This window comes from Enterobacter asburiae (assembly GCF_008080435.1).
In the GTDB taxonomy this organism is placed as follows: domain Bacteria; phylum Pseudomonadota; class Gammaproteobacteria; order Enterobacterales; family Enterobacteriaceae; genus Enterobacter; species Enterobacter asburiae_C.
In genome coordinates, this window is record NZ_VRKN01000003.1 from 267636 (window position 1) to 283723 (window position 16088).

Genomic DNA, 16088 nt, shown 5'->3' on the forward strand with positions numbered 1-16088 from the left:
AAAGTGCGTTCAATACCATTCAACCGCCCGTTTTCAGACAGTAACCCGGCGTGGCATGGCGCTCGATCCATGCGATCATTTTACCCGCAATATCGACACCTGTGGTTTTTTCCACGCCTTCCAGCCCCGGTGAGGCATTCACCTCCATGACCAGCGGCCCGCGCGTCGCCCGCAGAAGGTCTACGCCCGCCACGTCCAGCCCCAGGGTTTGCGCCGCTTTCACGGCAATTTCCCGTTCGCGATCGCTGATATCGGCGATTCTTGCAATGCCGCCGCGGTGAAGGTTAGAGCGGAAATCGCCCTCTTTTGCCTGGCGCTCAATGGCCGCCACCACCTCGTTTCCCACCACGAAGCAGCGAACGTCGCGCCCTTTGGCCTCTTCAATGTACTCCTGCACCAGAATGTGGGCATTCAGCCCCCGGAAGGCATCAATCACGCTCTCCGCCGCCTGACGCGTTTCCGCCAGCACCACGCCAATGCCCTGCGTGCCTTCCACCAGCTTGATCACCAAAGGCGCGCCGCCCACCATGTCGATGAGATCGCTGGTATCGTCCGGTGAATGGGCAATACCCGTGACGGGGAGATCGATCCCCTGACGGGCGAGCAGCTGCAGCGAGCGCAGCTTGTCGCGGGCGCGGGAAATGGCGACGGACTCGTTGAGCGGATAGCTGCCCAGCATCTCGAACTGGCGCAGCGCGGCGGTGCCGTAATAGGTTATCTGGGAGCCGATGCGGGGGATCACCGCATCAAAGTGCGGCAGCTTGCGGCCTTTGTAGTGAATCGACGAGGCGGCCGGATCGATGTTCATATAGCAGGACATCGGGTCGAGGATCTCAACCTGATGCCCGCGTTTCGCCGCCGCGTCTCGCAGGCGTTTACATGAATAGAGCGTTCCATCCCGGGACAATATGGCAATTTTCACCCTGCACCTCTCTGAAGACATGGAAAAAGCCTGCGTATCATATATGCAGGCAGGCGCAGGATAAATGGACTATCGCGTCGCCCAGCCCTGTTTGTGCAAATAATCGAGAATAAACGGGCGATTTTCTTTAATGATGGTGCGACGAATATGGTCAGTCCAGGTATCACGACGGTTATTGCTGCCGCGCGTCATGTAGTAGTTCGCCAGCTCTTCATCATATTGATTCAGGACGTCCTGATCGACCGGCTGGTAGTGGTTTTCGTGCACCAGCATGGCGGCAGGAATGCGCGGCTTCAGATCCGGGTTATCCGCAGGCCAGCCGAGGCACAGGCCGAACAGGGGCAGCACATGTTTTGGCAGCTTCAGCAGCTCGGTCACGCTTTCGATGTTATTACGCAGGCCGCCGATGTAGACACCGCCTAATCCCAGCGACTCCGCCGCCGTGAAGGCGTTTTGCGCCATCAGCGCGGTATCCACCACGCCCAGCAATAGTTGTTCGGCCAGCCCCAGCTCGGCCTCCGGGCAGATCTGCAGGTGGCGGTTAAAGTCAGCGCAGAACACCCAGAACTCCGCCGCCTGAGCCACAGGCTTCTGCCCGCCGGTCAGCGTAACCAGCTGTTCACGCATGGCCGGGTCGGTGATGCGGATAATGGAACTGCACTGCAGAAAGCTGGAGCTGGAGGTCGCCCTGGCGCTGTCAATAATCGCAGCACGCTGCGCCTCGGTAATCGACTCATCGGTGAAGTGGCGAATGGAACGGTGAGAACGGAGCAGGTCAATCGTGGGTGTCATCTTGTCTCTCTTTGTCTTGCTTAAACCTTATGCCAGCCAGTATAGGCAATGATTTACGCGATGTAATTGGCGAAACATAGCCTGACTGTATCAAAGCGACAGGCGAAACCTTCTTTAATGGCGGCAGGTTATCGGGCACTATATGTCTTATTCGCCGTCAGGCTTGTTTTTTGAGGAGAGAGAAATGTTTGCAGTAATTTTTGGTCGTCCAGGGTGCCCTTACTGTGTGCGCGCGAAAGAGCTGGCTGAGAAACTGACTGAAGAGCGAGATGACTTCAACTTCCGCTACGTGGATATCCACGCGGAAGGCATCACGAAAGCGGATCTCGAAAAAACCGTCGGCAAGCCGGTTGAAACCGTACCGCAGATCTTCCTCGATCAGAAACACATCGGCGGCTGCACTGACTTTGAAGCTTACGCCAAAGAACATCTGGGCCTGTTTACCGCCCAGTAACGCTAAGACGCCCTCATCCGGAGGGCGTTTTTAATTGTGGTGCCGTCGATGCTTAATCAGACTGCACACAAACAAATAGCACAGCGCGCCAAGGGCGCACCAGAACACTCCACTCAGCAACCACGCCAGCTCCTGCCAGAAACTTCTCGTCGACACATACAGCAAGCGCATCAGCACCAGACACAACGGCGCGGCCAGCATGGCACCCAGCAGCGGTTTCGCCACCTCCCCTTTACGGGAAAGAAAACTGGCTGCGGCACCCGGCAGCGTAAAAAAGAGCAGTCCCAGCTCCGGATGACCCGACGCCCTGAATGCCCCTTTCACATTAAAAGCGAGCGACATGCACACGACGGTGAACAGCAAAAAGCAGCTGATCACTCCCGCCCAGTTTCGTTTAATGTTCAAACTATCCTCCTGACTTATCTCTATCAAATATACCTTCGTCGGGTAGACGCCCAGTCAGATAAAGCAATGCGGCAATCCTTGCCAAAGTACGCACAGGGTGATGCGATAATCAGTAGCTGTCAGTAGCTAATGCGATTAAACTACACGCCAGCTAATGTTTTAGGGAATAAAGCAGGAAACAGGGAGCGTTAACGCCTTTCCCTGACCCAGAAAACAGTAGCCCAAAAAGTCCTTTCATTCAACAACTTACTGGTAAACAAGAAGTTAGCCTCCGTGAATATAAACGTCGCAGACTTGTTAAATGGGAATTACATCCTGTTATTATTTGTGGTACTGGCGCTGGGCCTTTGCCTGGGTAAATTGCGCCTGGGTTCAGTTCAACTTGGTAATTCCATTGGCGTTTTAGTCGTCTCCTTATTATTAGGCCAGCAGCACTTCAGCATTAACACGGACGCGCTCAACTTAGGTTTTATGCTGTTTATTTTTTGTGTTGGCGTGGAAGCGGGACCGAACTTTTTTTCAATTTTCTTCCGCGACGGCAAAAATTATCTGATGCTGGCGCTGGTGATGGTCGGCAGCGCGCTGCTGATCGCGTTAGGGTTGGGTAAACTGTTTGGCTGGGATATCGGGTTAACGGCCGGTATGCTGGCAGGCTCCATGACCTCCACCCCCGTGCTCGTGGGTGCCGGCGATACTCTGCGCCATTCCGGCATGGCCGGCGCACAGCTCTCGACCGCGCTCGACCACCTGAGCCTGGGCTATGCCCTGACCTATCTGATTGGTCTGGTGAGCCTGATTGTCGGCGCACGCTACCTGCCAAAACTGCAGCACCAGGATCTTCAGACCAGCGCCCAGCAAATCGCGCGCGAGCGCGGTCTCGATACCGATTCCAAACGTAAAGTCTATCTCCCGGTGATCCGCGCCTATCGCGTCGGGCCAGAGCTGGTAGCATGGGCAGACGGCAAAAATCTGCGCGAGCTGGGGATTTACCGCCAGACGGGCTGCTACATCGAACGTATCCGCCGTAACGGTATTCTGGCGAACCCGGACGGTGACGCGGTGCTACAGATGGGCGACGACATCGCGCTGGTGGGTTACCCGGATGCCCACGCCCGTCTCGACCCGAGCTTCCGTAACGGCAAAGAGGTGTTCGACCGGGACCTGCTCGACATGCGTATCGTCACCGAAGAGATCGTGGTGAAAAACCATAACGCCGTGGGCCGCCGTCTGGCGCAGCTGAAGCTGACCGACCACGGCTGCTTCCTCAACCGCGTGATCCGCAGCCAGATTGAGATGCCGATCGACGACAACGTCGTGCTCAACAAAGGCGACGTTCTGCAGGTCAGCGGCGACGCGCGACGCGTAAAAACCGTTGCCGACCGCATCGGCTTTATCTCCATTCACAGCCAGGTCACCGACCTGCTGGCCTTTTGCGCCTTCTTTATTGTTGGCCTGATGATCGGGATGATCACTTTCCAGTTCAGCAACTTCAGTTTCGGCATCGGTAACGCCGCCGGGCTGCTGTTTGCCGGGATCATGCTGGGCTTCCTGCGAGCGAACCACCCGACCTTCGGCTACATTCCGCAGGGCGCGCTGAACATGGTGAAAGAGTTCGGTCTGATGGTGTTTATGGCGGGCGTCGGCTTAAGCGCGGGCAGCGGGATTGGTCACAGCCTCGGTGCCGTCGGCTGGCAGATGCTGGTGTCCGGACTTATCGTCAGCCTGGTGCCGGTGGTGATCTGCTTCCTGTTCGGCGCCTACGTGCTGCGCATGAACCGCGCCCTGCTCTTCGGGGCAATGATGGGCGCGCGTACCTGTGCGCCTGCTATGGAAATCATCAGCGATACCGCGCGCAGCAACATCCCGGCGCTGGGGTATGCAGGCACGTACGCTATCGCTAACGTGCTGCTGACGCTGGCGGGTACGCTGATCATCATCATCTGGCCAGGACTCGGATAACTCCTAAGTTTGCGCGTGGTGAAAATTATTTTCGTTACGCGCAGAACTTTTTTATCAGGGGGCAGTCATAACTAGTGCCACTGCTTTTCTTTGATGTCCCCAATTTGTGGAGCCCATCAACCCCGCCGTTTTGGTTCAAGGTTGATGGGTTTTTTGTTGCCTGAATTTTACCAACCGTAAAATCAATTACTTACATCACCACTTTCCCATGCATGGCGACAAAATGGCGACAAAATGGCGACAGCGCCAAAGCACGTCGCAAAAACCTGACTTCAATTCCCCCTGATTTTTCGCCCTCCTCACTACTAAAAACCATCGATTCATGGCAACAAATGAATAAAATCAAAAAAAATAGTCAGCAAGGAAAGCCGAATGTTCGATTTTTACCCTGAGAAAACCTACAGCAGAACGGAAGTCATGAGTGTGCCTTCTCCGGTTCCAGCGGTGAACGGTATTTATTTTTGGTGGTTTAAAGAAATCCCTCCGGGCGTTCCTGCAGAAGGCTGCATAACATTCGACGATTACACTTTGCTGTATGTTGGCATCTCACCAGACCAGCGTGGGAAACCCAACAGTCGTTCGAATTTAAGGAAGCGTATCAAAACGCATTACAGCGGAAATGCTGCTGGTTCCACTCTTAGACGCACGCTTGGAGTGCTACTCAGCCGTGAAAGCAACTTTCCCCTGCGCCGGGTTGGGTCTGGCTCCAGAATGACATTCACTCACCCAGGCGAGCAGTGGCTTGATGCCTGGATGGAAAAGAATGCCAAAGTTCACTGGATACCTGTCGAAGCGCCATGGGAACTTGAGGACACTTTGATCGCATCGATTCCCCTGCCATTGAACATTCAGGGAAATGCTCATGACTTTAGAATGACGCTTTCAGGAATGCGTAGTCAGGCTGCAGCAGAGGCAAGATTGATGGAGATTGCTGATGAAAGGGGTTTCAGAAGAAGACTTTTGGCGTAGTAAAAAAACTACGCCTATGGTCTTAGATCAGTAAGCTAATTGCTCCTGTATTCCCTTCGGATGAGGCGGCGCGGCGCTGATTTTTTGCGGACGGTAAACAGATCGCACGAAAGTCTCATGCGTCACGAACGTATGCCCGCACTCAATATTGGTACACTGGTTGTATCGTTCTTTGGTTTCGCTGGAAACCTGAAAGCTACTGCGTGTATGCGCGGCCTGGCCGCACATCGGACAATTCATCATTTCGTTCAGCCCTCACTCTTAACCAGTTCGCAATAATGATACATCATTGTTCTCAATATGGAACTAATCATTCAATTTCGAACTCATCTATTTTCACTTCGAGATCCAGACTGGTCGTAAACCCGTTATCCGTCAGCGTCAGACTCATCAGGCGCGCATCCAGCACGGAAGTCACATCTTTACCTTCAATGATGATGCTGAAACCGGGGGTTTTACTGTTCAGGTTCAGGAGTTCAGAGCTGAAATTCACCTCAGTAGCCCTCCAACCGTATTTTTCATATTGCCTATTGCAGAGGTGGCGGAGTCCTGCAAATTACTTAGCTGATCGCTGAGGCTGCCAAACATATCAGACAGCGATTCATCCACCCGTTTCAGGCTCAGCGAAAATTCGATGCGCCGGGGCATACCGCTCTCAAAAAATTCTGTTTTTGTCTGGCTCAGACTCTCGATCACAAACATGCCGTAAATCGTCCCGCTCTCCTCAATCAAAGGTTAGGCTTTCCCCAGCTCCGCCATCTGCTCCAACGCCAGTAAAGACAGCCTGCCGCCGGTAATCTCCGGCAGCAGGACGCCGGACATAGTAAGCGAATCGTTATCCGGCCCAAGAAACTGCGTTGTCGGACGCCGGTTAACCCGGCAGTTGGCAGCGTGCCGCCAGCTGCGCTGATACTGTAGCTCCTGATAAGGCAAAAGCGGTTTCCAGATTGCCGCCCATACTCAGCACCACCACCTGCTCATCCGGCGACGGGCACCACCATGTACGGGCACCGCCTGCGCGCAGTGTCAGCCAGTTAATCCAGTTGGTTTCAAGCTCGCCCACTTTCACCCGGCACAGCCAGTTTTCCCGGTCCACTTCGGTCACGGTGCCGGTGCGGATCAAGTTGGTGATAAGGCGCATGATTTCTGTGAGTTATGCGTTCATGTAAAGGATGTTGCCCTTACATTAATCTGTGCGAAATGCTTTACTTTTGTTTTGAGACTGATACAAATAACGACTTGAAAAAAAAATTTAAGGATACCTAACGGAGTGGCCATAAAACATACAGATTTAAAGCTGTTCTATTGGAACACCTCTTTAAATCCACCTAAGTCAACAAAAAAGCCAACACCAGTTGATGTGAATTTTGTTGTTCAACAAATAAATCATCTAACAAATAATAAGTTGGCCGACATTATTTTTTTATCAGAAATAAATGAGGAATACTTCAAAATAATAAACCCACTCATAACAACTGGTAATTTCCTATTCGAATTACTAAATTTCACCACTAAAACAAAAAGTATTTTTGATTTAGCCGTAATTTACAATCAAAACTCAGTAAAAATATCATCATCAGAAGCAATTACTAATTTAGTTTCAAAAACTGATATTAAAGCTGCAGTGAAAGTTGGATTTACTGAACTCGCGAACAACACAGAATTAACTACTTATGTATCTCACTGGCCAAGCTTCCGCACACCTGACGCTGAATTTGTCAAAACACATGCTGCAAATGCATTAAAAGACAATGCAAAAGTACATTTAAACAGCGGAAATCACGTTATTTTTATGGGCGATTATAACACTGAGCCATATTCGATAATATTTTCCACAAATTTAATGGCAACAAATGATAGAAAAAATGTAATTGATAACCCAAACGATTGGCTCTACAATCCTTTTTGGAAATTACTTCATTCAAGAGTTAATTTCGAGCAATCATTAAATCAACATGACCTTGGCTCATGTTATAGCTCTTCTAATAAAAGGCCCAACTGGGCTACATTTGATCAAATGTTCTTTTCTGCAGCATTTCTAAAAAATAAAGGCTGGTCTATAATTGAAGATGAGACTGGACGTTTTTTTGAAAATGACATACTACAAAACATAGAAAAAACAAGCTCATCGATAAATCATCATCCAATTAAAACATTGATTAGGTATTTACCATGATTATGAAACAGAATGCATTTGACGCTATCATAAAAACTGGCATTCGTCAGGCCGATGAAGTACAAAGCAACCTTGATGAAATACAAGATGTATTCAAAGACTTAGATACTTCAATTAAAAAAACATTGGGATCTAACTTTTCCATAGTATTGGTAACTCCATCAGGAATAGAATTATTCTTTAATTTGATATTAAAACAAAACATACCCGATGACCCACAAGTACTTAGAGGGTCGTTGATTATCAAAAATAAAGATGAAAAAGTAAATATTTGCAACTGGCGTCAAGATAGAGAAGGCTATCCATTTGTGTTAATTACTCAAGGCACGCAGTATGAATGCTTAGACAAGGAATCGTTAATAATAGCGCTCAGTGAAATATTCTCTTCTGGTTCACTATGGTTAAAAATAAGAAATAACATTGTGCACAACAATTCATTAAAAGATACCTCAGTAAAACCTGCTAGCGACACAAAAAAGAATGACAATCAACATAAAGAGGAGTCATAATCAATATAAACAAAGCATCATAGCAAAGAAAATTATGATGCTTTCTTTTAATAAAACGCTCACTAAAACAAGACTCATTTCATTTTTTTAATAAATTCGTAATATAGAAAACCCTTCAGCATTTGTAAATTATCATTGTTTATTCCCAGAAAGCGGCGCTCCGCGTAAAGGATCCTCGGTCCTCTAGGGCTGATTCGATCACGCAAGCCGTAATGATGCACCCGTGCAATCCGCTGCACCTTCCCCTCAAACTGCACGCTGGCTGAGTCCGCGCTGGCTGCAGTTTTTAGGTATTTTGCCGTACGCAATTTCGTAAACATCTACCGCTTGATGCGCCCCTTTTTCGTCCGCGCCGTGACCTTCCGTGGCTCGTAGCCAGTGCCCGCCTGATAGTCTGCTGCTGATTCCGGCGCAACTCCTGCGCCAGTTCCCGCATCATGTGCTGACGTGCGGCAGGCTCCAGATTCGCCAGCAGGGCCGCCAGCCACTCGTCTACCTTGTGCAGATTATCCACGTTTCACCGTCCACATCTCTTCTGGCTCATCAGGTTCCAGCTCAGCCTCAACCGTTGAGATACCGCCATCGGTGCTGACCAGCACGCGCTCCGTCAGCTGCAAGTTCAGGCTGATATCACACACGTCGTTGCGCAGAATACCTACTGGTTTGTGCAGTACGGTATGACTACGCAGCCGTATGAGTTCACCAGAGGCAGCATTTTTCACCTGATGGAGCCGGACTTGAACCAGGATATTTACGGCCTGCCAGAATACCTGTCCGCCATCCCCTCCGCCCTGCTGAACGAGTCCGCCACGCTGTTTCGTCGTAAGTATTACATCAACGGCAGCCATGCGGGATTCATCATATATATGACCGATGCCGCGCAGAATCAGGAGGACGTGAACAACATCCGTCAGGCGATGAAAAGCGCCAAAGGACCGGGCAACTTCCGCAATTTGTTTATGTAATCACCCAACGGCAAAAAGGACAGTATTCAGATCATCCCGCTGTCAGAGGTGGCGGCTAAGGATGAGTTTCTGAATATCAAGAACGTGAGCCGGGATGACATGATGGCAGCTCACCGCGTTCCGCCGCAGAGATGGGGATCATGCCGAGTAATGTTGGGGAGTTTGGGGATGTAGAGAAAGCGGCGAATGTGCTTGTTCGGAATTAGCTCATTCCGTTACAAAAAAGAATACTCGAGCTAAACGAATGGATTTCAGATGATATCATCAGGTTCAACAGCTACAAACTTTACTAATAACATAAATGCGCATTAATTTTTTAATGCGCCACTAAAATCATCCATAGTTCTTTTGCAAAATAGTTAGAGTTTCCTTAAAGAAAGGGATATCTCTGTCTATTTGCCTAGCAAGAAAAGCAGAATCAATATCAATTCGCTTTCCAGCCAACTCCTTTTTTTTATCTGCAGCAATTTTTTTAGAAATACCGTCCCGATCATAACGACTTTTCTTGAGATTAAATGTAAAACCTTCAACTTTCTTTAAAATGTTTAACATTATGGCATGAAAATTATGACCTCTTATGAAGAGGTATGCATCATTTTCAGAAAGCCCAATTTTGGCAAAGTACTTGACCATATTCTCAGTTGCATCAACATCACAATAATTGCTCATTTTCCCTTTTATCTGCTGATCAAAGTCATCTACAAAAGCTTCTAACTTAGCTTTAAAGCCACCATCGGCGAGGTCTTCAAACTTAGATGCGTTAGCAATACCCATAATCCCCGAGACGAGTTCCGCCATTATTTTTTCAAAACCTATAATTTGTTCATCACGGTATAGCACCATTAGTTTAATAAAGATTTTATACACAGCCTTAGATATTGAGTCATAAATCCCATCGAAGCTCACGTGATATTGCTCAAGGTCCTCACCAAGCAACTGAGAAACAAAATCATTTATTCCATTCCTATTTAAATATAGATTTTCTTTCGAATGAACATAAGTTTCATATACATATTCATTTTGAAGCAATGCTTTACCCTTGGCATTGTAATTATCAGTAATGAAACTAAAATCACTATCTAAGCAAGCGATACAATGTTTACCAAGTATAATATTCCCTGTTCTCAATAGTTTGAAAATCCTACAGCAACCATCACTAATGACGCCATCATCAAACTCATGTTCAGATGCACAGAAAAACGAAAATGCATAACTATCTTTAAATTCTTTTAATGCATTTATCCAAAGTCGCTTATCGTCATCAGACTCAACCCAAACAAGTACTTTGGGTTTTGGAGAAAACAATTTAGTTTTTTCATAATAGCTGCTACTAATATTAAAACCTAAAGATGCCTCTTCCATTTTAAATATCCATAATCGAAGTCATATTGTAGAATCTTTCGTGAACATTGCCTATCAAAGCTGGGGAATGCGTAGATAATATAAATTTTCTATCTGGGGCTAACCGGGACAGAGATGGTAGTAATAGTTCTTGCCATTCGATATGTAATGATAAGTCAGGCTCGTCAAAGATGAAAACCACATTTTTATCTTTGTTTAAATATACATTTAACAAAAGACTAATAAGTGTTTTTTCTCCTCTTGAAAGATTAAACCATTTAACATCACTTCTATTCTTTAATTTTACACCAATAAACCCATCATTATCTCTAAAAATAGACCGTTTTGTTAAAGCGAAAAATTTACCAAGTTCATCAAAGAGTGGTTCTCCCCAAGGACTTGATAAAACATCCTTTTGGACTTCCTCAACAATTTTATCTATACCTTTCAAAAAGCGATCATCAATTTTCTTACCACTTTTGATTCTCGCCATGATATTTTCTTTGATTAAAGCACTTATCTGATTTTTCACATGTATTTTAGTAATATTAGCCAACTCTTCTTTTTGGCTCGCCTCTTTTAAAACAAACTCATTCAAAAGCCTGTAAAGAGTTTTATCTATATTATTTTCCTTAGCGAATATAGATCTTTTCTCAAGTTCTTCGGCGTTTTCATTTTCTTCGTTATAAAAAAACTCTTCATTCTTAAATAAGATAGAAAAAGGTAAATCTTTTTTGTTTTCCTCAGTATATCCATCAATTTTTTTAGTTATAGCGAAAGTATGAGAAAGCACTTCTTTTCTAGATATACGTCCCTTGACAACAGGGGAATCCGACTCTATTTCAGTTGCCTTAGCTTTAAATTCTTCAACAATACCGAATACAACATCAATTGTGTGACCCAATGACTCTTCAAAATTACTAATAGCTGCAGACTGAACATCTTTTTTTGTCTGATCACTTAAATCATATACACAATCAAAATTATAAACCCTTGACACCAAATTATTAGTAAACTTTATTTGACCAGCCCAGTCTTTTATTAGCAAAGCTGACTCAACATCATGCAAAAAACTTAAGGAAGCATGTATCAAATCTAATACGGTAGTTTTCCCACACCCATTATACCCAGTTAAAACTGTAAAGTTACGGTCTAACTTGAAGTTAAACTCTTTATTTGCTTTCCATATATTAGCCAAACTTATTTCTTCAATATTTATCATTTGCCCTTCCTTTCCATTTAATTCATGCTAAAAACGCATTGAATGGAACAAACCGATTCACTAAAAGCTAAAAAAATTAGTGTAAGTTATTTTTGCTGCTTATGCCAGATAACTGTTTTTTAAGAGATTGCGCGCGCTCGTATCCCCGCCACGCCTGCCCGCTTTATGGAGTGGTTTTCATGCAGGTGCATGACGGGCCGAAAAGCGCGCTAGTTCTGTCGGCCCCGACCCATTGCGATACTTTTTGGATCATGCGAATCCATGCACCATAGACATGCACTGCGTTCTCAAACCGCAGGATGCCATATGAGAGGGAGTTTCACATCGTGCGGAATCACTAATGCGTACTTTCATCCTGGTAACCAGATCGCTTGTCAGCTCCGACAGCCACGAAATCGCAACCTCCTTGTCGTCATCGCTACAATCTGAGCTGGCAACCAGCCAGGTCATAAGTTCTATCCGCTGCAGTGCAAGTGACTCCATGAACAAATCGTTCCCCCCCCACCATTACTGCTTATATATACAGTGCATCATATGATTTTTAAGCTGAAATAGTTTTTTACTCAGCTAACTTCTTGATTAATAGACATGTAATTTCTCTGAGCTGTCAGTACCACTGACGCCATTTGTCATCCTCCTGTAGGCGCTGGTTCCTGTAGAACAGGCGCAACCCGGCTCCAGATGGCAGGCTGCCGCCACGCAGAAGCAGATCCACTTCCGTTTCACTGGCGTCAAAGCCTCTGGATAGCAACTCCGCATCGAGCTGTAGCCATTGGTGTTCCGTAATTTCCTGTTTGTGGCCTTTTCGGCGCTTCGGTTTAACCAGCCGCAGCCTTGCCGTCAGCTCGCGCAGTTCCTTTTTGCTCATGTTTTCGAAGTCCGCCAGCGCTGCAGGTTCTTCGCTGCCCGGTAGTTCGCCCCCTGTCTGGTACGTTTTTTCAACGGGGAGACAGTTATTGCCACAAGTCCAAGGGGCGCGAGCGCCCTGGTCGGCTATCGCCTCCTGAACGTCAATGGCTTTACGAGCCATTTTCCACTTGATTGCGTGTGTGCAGATCCGGCCCTCAACGATGGGGGACCAGATGCCATAAATGCGAATACCGTGATCGCCGTAGGCGCTCGGCTCGTCGTTAAGCTCGTAGGCCGTCCTGACAAGAGGATGCTTACGGGGAATCAACACGCCGCCCTGCTTCATGATGGAGGTGGCAAAGCACCCCGTATCCGCCAGTACGGCATCCAGACGGGCATTTTCCAAAACCGACGCACCTGCATTTTTATCGCTCTGCGCTCTCGCGGCCTGGCCAGCCAGGAAACGCAGCTCACGGTATGCCTGACGTCCTGGAATACCGAAGAAACGGAACTGCTGAACACGGTGCAGGGATGCCCAGTCACTGACGTGTTCGGCGCTATCGCGCAGCGATTTGCCCGTTTCCTTGCTGGTTTCATTTGCCAGTCCGCGCCCGTCGATATTCTTGCTGATGTATTTGGCGATATAGCTGGTCGGGGTGCCTTTATTCTTTCGGGAAGCGGTTTGCTTACGTGGGCAGGCTCGGCCCTGACGTTGGCCAGAATGACCAGATCGGGGTTAAAGCGCTGCTGCTCTCTTGCCATTTTGCCGCGGCTGATGAGCCGGTCCTGCTCCAGTTCACGCTGGACAGGGTCACGGGACTCATTGAAAAAATAGCGTTCCCAAACCTCATCACTCAGCGCTTCGCGGCATAGCTGTTCCTGCTCGTTGTCCGCAGCGTAAAGAAGTGATCAGGTTTGAAAGCGCGGACACCGGCGCAACTTACCCACGTTCTGCGCCACACATTTGCAGCGCATTTTATGATGTCGGGCGGAAACATTCTTGCCCTACAAAAAATTCTCGGTCACCACGACATCAAAATGACCATGAGCTATGCTCACCTGGCCCCTGATCACCTTGAAACAGCCCTGTGCTTCAACCCGTTAGCTACCCTGCCAAATGGCGACAAAGTGGCGACAGCGGTTAGTACTACCCAGTAATCGCCACTCCTTACCACTAACATAACTTATTGATTATATTTAAAATGATTGTTTTAATTAGCCCGTTTACATAAATGGGTTTTTTGTTGCCTGAAGTTCCCCTTCCTCTAATCTCACCTTCTCTCTTGCCATCAAAACATATATGATTAAACATATATAAAAATCACACCTGCAGGAACACTCATGCTCCACCCACTCCAGCTCTTCAAAACCCTCTCCGACGAAACGCGGCTCGCCATCGTTATGCTGCTCCGTGAAGCGGGAGAATTGTGCGTCTGCGATCTCTGCGCCGCCACCGTCGAGTCGCAGCCGAAAGTCTCCCGCCACATGGCTCTGCTGCGCGAGTCCGGGCTGGTTATCGATCGTCGCGAGGGGAAATGGGTCCATTACCGTCTCTCTCCCAACATGCCTGCGTGGGCGGCAACCGTTATCGACAACAGCTGGAACTGCCTGCGGGAAGAGACGCGCATGAAGCTGAAAAACCGACTGACGGGTTCATGCTAATCAAAACATATTCACAAAAACAGATATAACGGAGTAAACGATGTTTCTGGCAGGGACTATTTTTCTGTTTACGCTGGTACTGGTCATCTGGCAGCCCAGGGGGCTCAGTATCGGCTGGAGCGCCACCATCGGCACCGTGCTGGCGCTGGCCAGCGGGGTGATCCACATTAACGATATACCGGTCGTGTGGGATATCGTCTGGAACGCCACGGCAACGTTTATCGCCGTCATCATCATCAGCCTGCTACTGGATGAGTCCGGCTTTTTCGAGTGGGCGGCGTTGCACGTTGCCCGCTGGGGAAACGGTCGCGGGCGATTGCTGTTTACGTATATCGTGCTGCTGGGCGCAGCCGTGGCGGCGCTGTTTGCCAATGACGGTGCGGCGCTGATCCTGACCCCTATCGTTATCGCCATGCTGCTGGCGCTGGGGTTCAGCAAGCAGGCCACGCTGGCATTTGTAATGGCAGCGGGCTTTATCGCCGATACCGCTAGCCTGCCGCTGGTTGTGTCGAACCTGGTCAACATCGTGTCGGCAGACTTCTTCAAGCTGGGGTTCAGCGAATACGCCTCGGTGATGATCCCGGTAGATATCGCCGCGATTGCCGCAACGCTGGTGGTGCTGCATCTCTTCTTCCGCAAGGAAATTCCCCCGGAATATGACCTGGCGAAACTGCGTGAGCCTGCACGCGCGATAAACGATCTTCCGACGTTCAGAACCGGCTGGATCGTGCTGCTCCTTCTTCTCGCCGGTTTCTTCGTACTTGAACCTCTCGGCATTCCGGTCAGCGCCATCGCGACTGCGGGCGCGCTGGTTTTGTTTGCCGTTGCAAAGCGCGGACATGCAATAAACACCGGAAAAGTGCTGCGCGGCGCACCGTGGCAGATCGTTATCTTCTCGCTGGGGATGTATCTGGTGGTGTATGGCCTGCGTAATGCCGGACTGACGGAATATCTCTCAGGCGTACTGGATAGCCTGGCCGGACACGGGCTGTGGGCCACCACGCTGGGAACCGGGTTCATCACTGCGTTCCTGTCATCCATAATGAACAATATGCCAACGGTGCTGATTGGCGCGCTCTCCATTGATGGCAGTACGGCGACAGGATTGATCAGGGAAGCGATGATTTACGCCAACGTGATTGGCTGCGATCTGGGGCCGAAAATCACGCCTATCGGCAGCCTCGCCACCCTGCTCTGGCTCCACGTGCTGGCGCAGAAAAACATGACGATTACCTGGGGCTACTATTTCCGGACGGGCATCATTATGACGCTGCCGGTCCTGTTTGTGACGCTCGCCGCGCTGGCGCTACGTCTCTCCTTCACACTGTAATGAGCCACTGATATGAGCCACATCACTATCTACCACAACCCCGCCTGCGGTACCTCGCGCAACACGCTGGAGATGATCCGCAACAGCGGCACGGAGCCAGAGATTATCTTCTATCTGGAAACCCCACCGTCGCGCGATAAGCTGACCACCCTGATTGCCGATATGGGCATTTCAGTGCGGGACCTGCTGCGTAAAAACGTGGAACCCTATGAACAGCTCGGCCTCGCTGAAGATAACTTCACCGACGACCAGCTTATTGATTTTATGCTGCAACACCCGATCCTGATTAACCGCCCGATCGTGGTAACGCCGCTGGGCACCCGCCTGTGCCGCCCGTCCGAAGTCGTCCTCGACATCCTGCCGGATGCACAGAAAGGGGCGTTTACGAAAGAGGATGGCGAAGCCGTCGTGGACGCCAGCGGGAAAAAAATCTCGCCAAAGTAACCTGTTGATAATGACGCAGTAAGACCTGCCAACCGCATACCCCGCCCACCGACCGAGTTGCATCAGCCGAAACCCGGCACATACTTTTG

The 16088-nt window shown here is 48.9% G+C and carries 15 protein-coding genes and 8 pseudogenes; 11 read left to right on the plus strand and 12 right to left on the minus strand.

Annotated features, from left to right (window positions below; translation table 11 throughout):
• Window positions 1-19: 19 nt before the first annotated feature.
• Both rimK and nfsA read right to left on the minus strand, forming a co-directional pair.
• Entirely contained in the window at window positions 20-922 is a 903-nt protein-coding gene (gene rimK, locus FU672_RS07105) for a 30S ribosomal protein S6--L-glutamate ligase (RefSeq protein WP_148242712.1), read from the minus strand.
• Window positions 923-991: 69 nt separating this feature from the next.
• Window positions 992-1714 (minus strand): nitroreductase NfsA, encoded by a 723-nt coding sequence (nfsA, locus tag FU672_RS07110; protein WP_148242713.1) that lies wholly within the window; start codon window positions 1712-1714, stop codon window positions 992-994.
• 184 nt (window positions 1715-1898) lie between these two features.
• Between nfsA and FU672_RS07115 the strand changes: the two genes are divergently transcribed.
• Window positions 1899-2168: a GrxA family glutaredoxin gene (locus FU672_RS07115; protein ID WP_148242714.1), complete on the plus strand. Its 270-nt coding sequence runs from the start codon at window positions 1899-1901 to the stop codon at window positions 2166-2168.
• A gap of 30 nt (window positions 2169-2198) precedes the next feature.
• Here the strand turns inward: FU672_RS07115 and FU672_RS07120 are convergent, their stop codons facing one another.
• Complete coding sequence (locus FU672_RS07120) at window positions 2199-2573, minus strand: inner membrane protein YbjM (RefSeq protein WP_148242715.1); 375 nt, start codon at window positions 2571-2573, stop codon at window positions 2199-2201.
• A gap of 273 nt (window positions 2574-2846) precedes the next feature.
• On the opposite strand from FU672_RS07120, the gene FU672_RS07125 reads away from it, so the two are divergent.
• Together FU672_RS07125 and FU672_RS25085 are read left to right on the plus strand one after the other, a co-directional pair.
• Window positions 2847-4532 (plus strand): aspartate:alanine antiporter, encoded by a 1686-nt coding sequence (locus tag FU672_RS07125; protein WP_014169303.1) that lies wholly within the window; start codon window positions 2847-2849, stop codon window positions 4530-4532.
• Between the two features lie 372 nt (window positions 4533-4904).
• Entirely contained in the window at window positions 4905-5501 is a 597-nt protein-coding gene (locus FU672_RS25085) for a GIY-YIG nuclease family protein (protein WP_044594536.1), read from the plus strand.
• 27 nt (window positions 5502-5528) lie between these two features.
• Here the strand turns inward: FU672_RS25085 and FU672_RS07135 are convergent, their stop codons facing one another.
• The 4 genes and pseudogenes from FU672_RS07135 to FU672_RS07150 form a co-directional block, all read right to left on the minus strand.
• On the minus strand, window positions 5529-5744 hold the full coding sequence (locus tag FU672_RS07135; protein ID WP_148242716.1) for an ogr/Delta-like zinc finger family protein: 216 nt from the start codon (window positions 5742-5744) through the stop codon (window positions 5529-5531).
• A gap of 94 nt (window positions 5745-5838) precedes the next feature.
• Window positions 5839-5994, minus strand: a pseudogene (locus tag FU672_RS07140) (phage late control D family protein); the annotation flags it as partial.
• A pseudogene (locus FU672_RS07145) lies at window positions 5991-6449 on the minus strand (phage tail protein). The pseudogenes FU672_RS07140 and FU672_RS07145, both read right to left, overlap by 4 nt.
• Window positions 6427-6642: pseudogene (locus tag FU672_RS07150) on the minus strand (phage baseplate assembly protein V); the annotation flags it as partial. The pseudogenes FU672_RS07150 and FU672_RS07145, both read right to left, overlap by 23 nt.
• Before the next feature lie 129 nt (window positions 6643-6771).
• On the opposite strand from FU672_RS07150, the gene FU672_RS07155 reads away from it, so the two are divergent.
• Both FU672_RS07155 and FU672_RS07160 read left to right on the plus strand, forming a co-directional pair.
• Window positions 6772-7677, plus strand: coding sequence for an endonuclease/exonuclease/phosphatase family protein (locus FU672_RS07155; RefSeq protein ID WP_148242718.1), 906 nt, complete (start codon window positions 6772-6774; stop codon window positions 7675-7677).
• On the plus strand, window positions 7674-8186 hold the full coding sequence (locus FU672_RS07160; protein ID WP_148242719.1) for a hypothetical protein: 513 nt from the start codon (window positions 7674-7676) through the stop codon (window positions 8184-8186). The genes FU672_RS07155 and FU672_RS07160 overlap by 4 nt, the downstream gene beginning before the upstream one ends.
• Before the next feature lie 74 nt (window positions 8187-8260).
• Here FU672_RS07160 and FU672_RS07165 read toward each other — a convergent pair.
• Window positions 8261-8700 (minus strand): annotated as a pseudogene (locus tag FU672_RS07165) (phage virion morphogenesis protein).
• Window positions 8693-8845, minus strand: a pseudogene (locus FU672_RS07170) (phage tail protein); the annotation flags it as partial. The pseudogenes FU672_RS07170 and FU672_RS07165, both read right to left, overlap by 8 nt.
• Here FU672_RS07170 and FU672_RS07175 point away from each other — a divergent pair.
• A pseudogene (locus FU672_RS07175) lies at window positions 8837-9444 on the plus strand (phage portal protein); the annotation flags it as partial. The pseudogenes FU672_RS07170 and FU672_RS07175 sit on opposite strands and share 9 nt — an antisense overlap.
• Window positions 9445-9484: 40 nt before the next feature.
• Here FU672_RS07175 and FU672_RS07180 read toward each other — a convergent pair.
• The 3 genes and pseudogenes from FU672_RS07180 to FU672_RS07195 form a co-directional block, all read right to left on the minus strand.
• Entirely contained in the window at window positions 9485-10513 is a 1029-nt protein-coding gene (locus FU672_RS07180) for a DUF4435 domain-containing protein (RefSeq protein ID WP_148242720.1), read from the minus strand.
• A 1-nt stretch (window position 10514) separates the two neighbouring features.
• Window positions 10515-11714 carry an AAA family ATPase gene (locus FU672_RS07185; protein WP_148242721.1) on the minus strand — a complete coding sequence of 400 codons (1200 nt, stop codon included), beginning with the start codon at window positions 11712-11714 and terminating at the stop codon, window positions 10515-10517.
• Between the two features lie 607 nt (window positions 11715-12321).
• Window positions 12322-13227: pseudogene (locus FU672_RS07195) on the minus strand (replication endonuclease); the annotation flags it as partial.
• A 26-nt stretch (window positions 13228-13253) separates the two neighbouring features.
• On the opposite strand from FU672_RS07195, the gene FU672_RS25450 reads away from it, so the two are divergent.
• From FU672_RS25450 to arsC, 5 genes and pseudogenes are all read left to right on the plus strand, one after another.
• Window positions 13254-13436, plus strand: a complete 183-nt coding sequence (locus FU672_RS25450; RefSeq protein WP_410053324.1) for a hypothetical protein — start codon at window positions 13254-13256, stop codon at window positions 13434-13436.
• 63 nt (window positions 13437-13499) lie between these two features.
• A pseudogene (locus tag FU672_RS07200) lies at window positions 13500-13721 on the plus strand (tyrosine-type recombinase/integrase); the annotation flags it as partial.
• Between the two features lie 183 nt (window positions 13722-13904).
• The gene (locus FU672_RS07205; RefSeq protein ID WP_148242723.1) at window positions 13905-14225 is read left to right on the plus strand and encodes a metalloregulator ArsR/SmtB family transcription factor; all 321 of its coding nucleotides are present in this window, start codon (window positions 13905-13907) and stop codon (window positions 14223-14225) included.
• Between the two features lie 40 nt (window positions 14226-14265).
• Window positions 14266-15555: an arsenic transporter gene (locus FU672_RS07210; RefSeq protein ID WP_148242724.1), complete on the plus strand. Its 1290-nt coding sequence runs from the start codon at window positions 14266-14268 to the stop codon at window positions 15553-15555.
• Window positions 15556-15567: 12 nt separating this feature from the next.
• Window positions 15568-15999, plus strand: coding sequence for a glutaredoxin-dependent arsenate reductase (gene arsC / locus FU672_RS07215; protein ID WP_148242725.1), 432 nt, complete (start codon window positions 15568-15570; stop codon window positions 15997-15999).
• Window positions 16000-16088 lie beyond the last annotated feature (89 nt).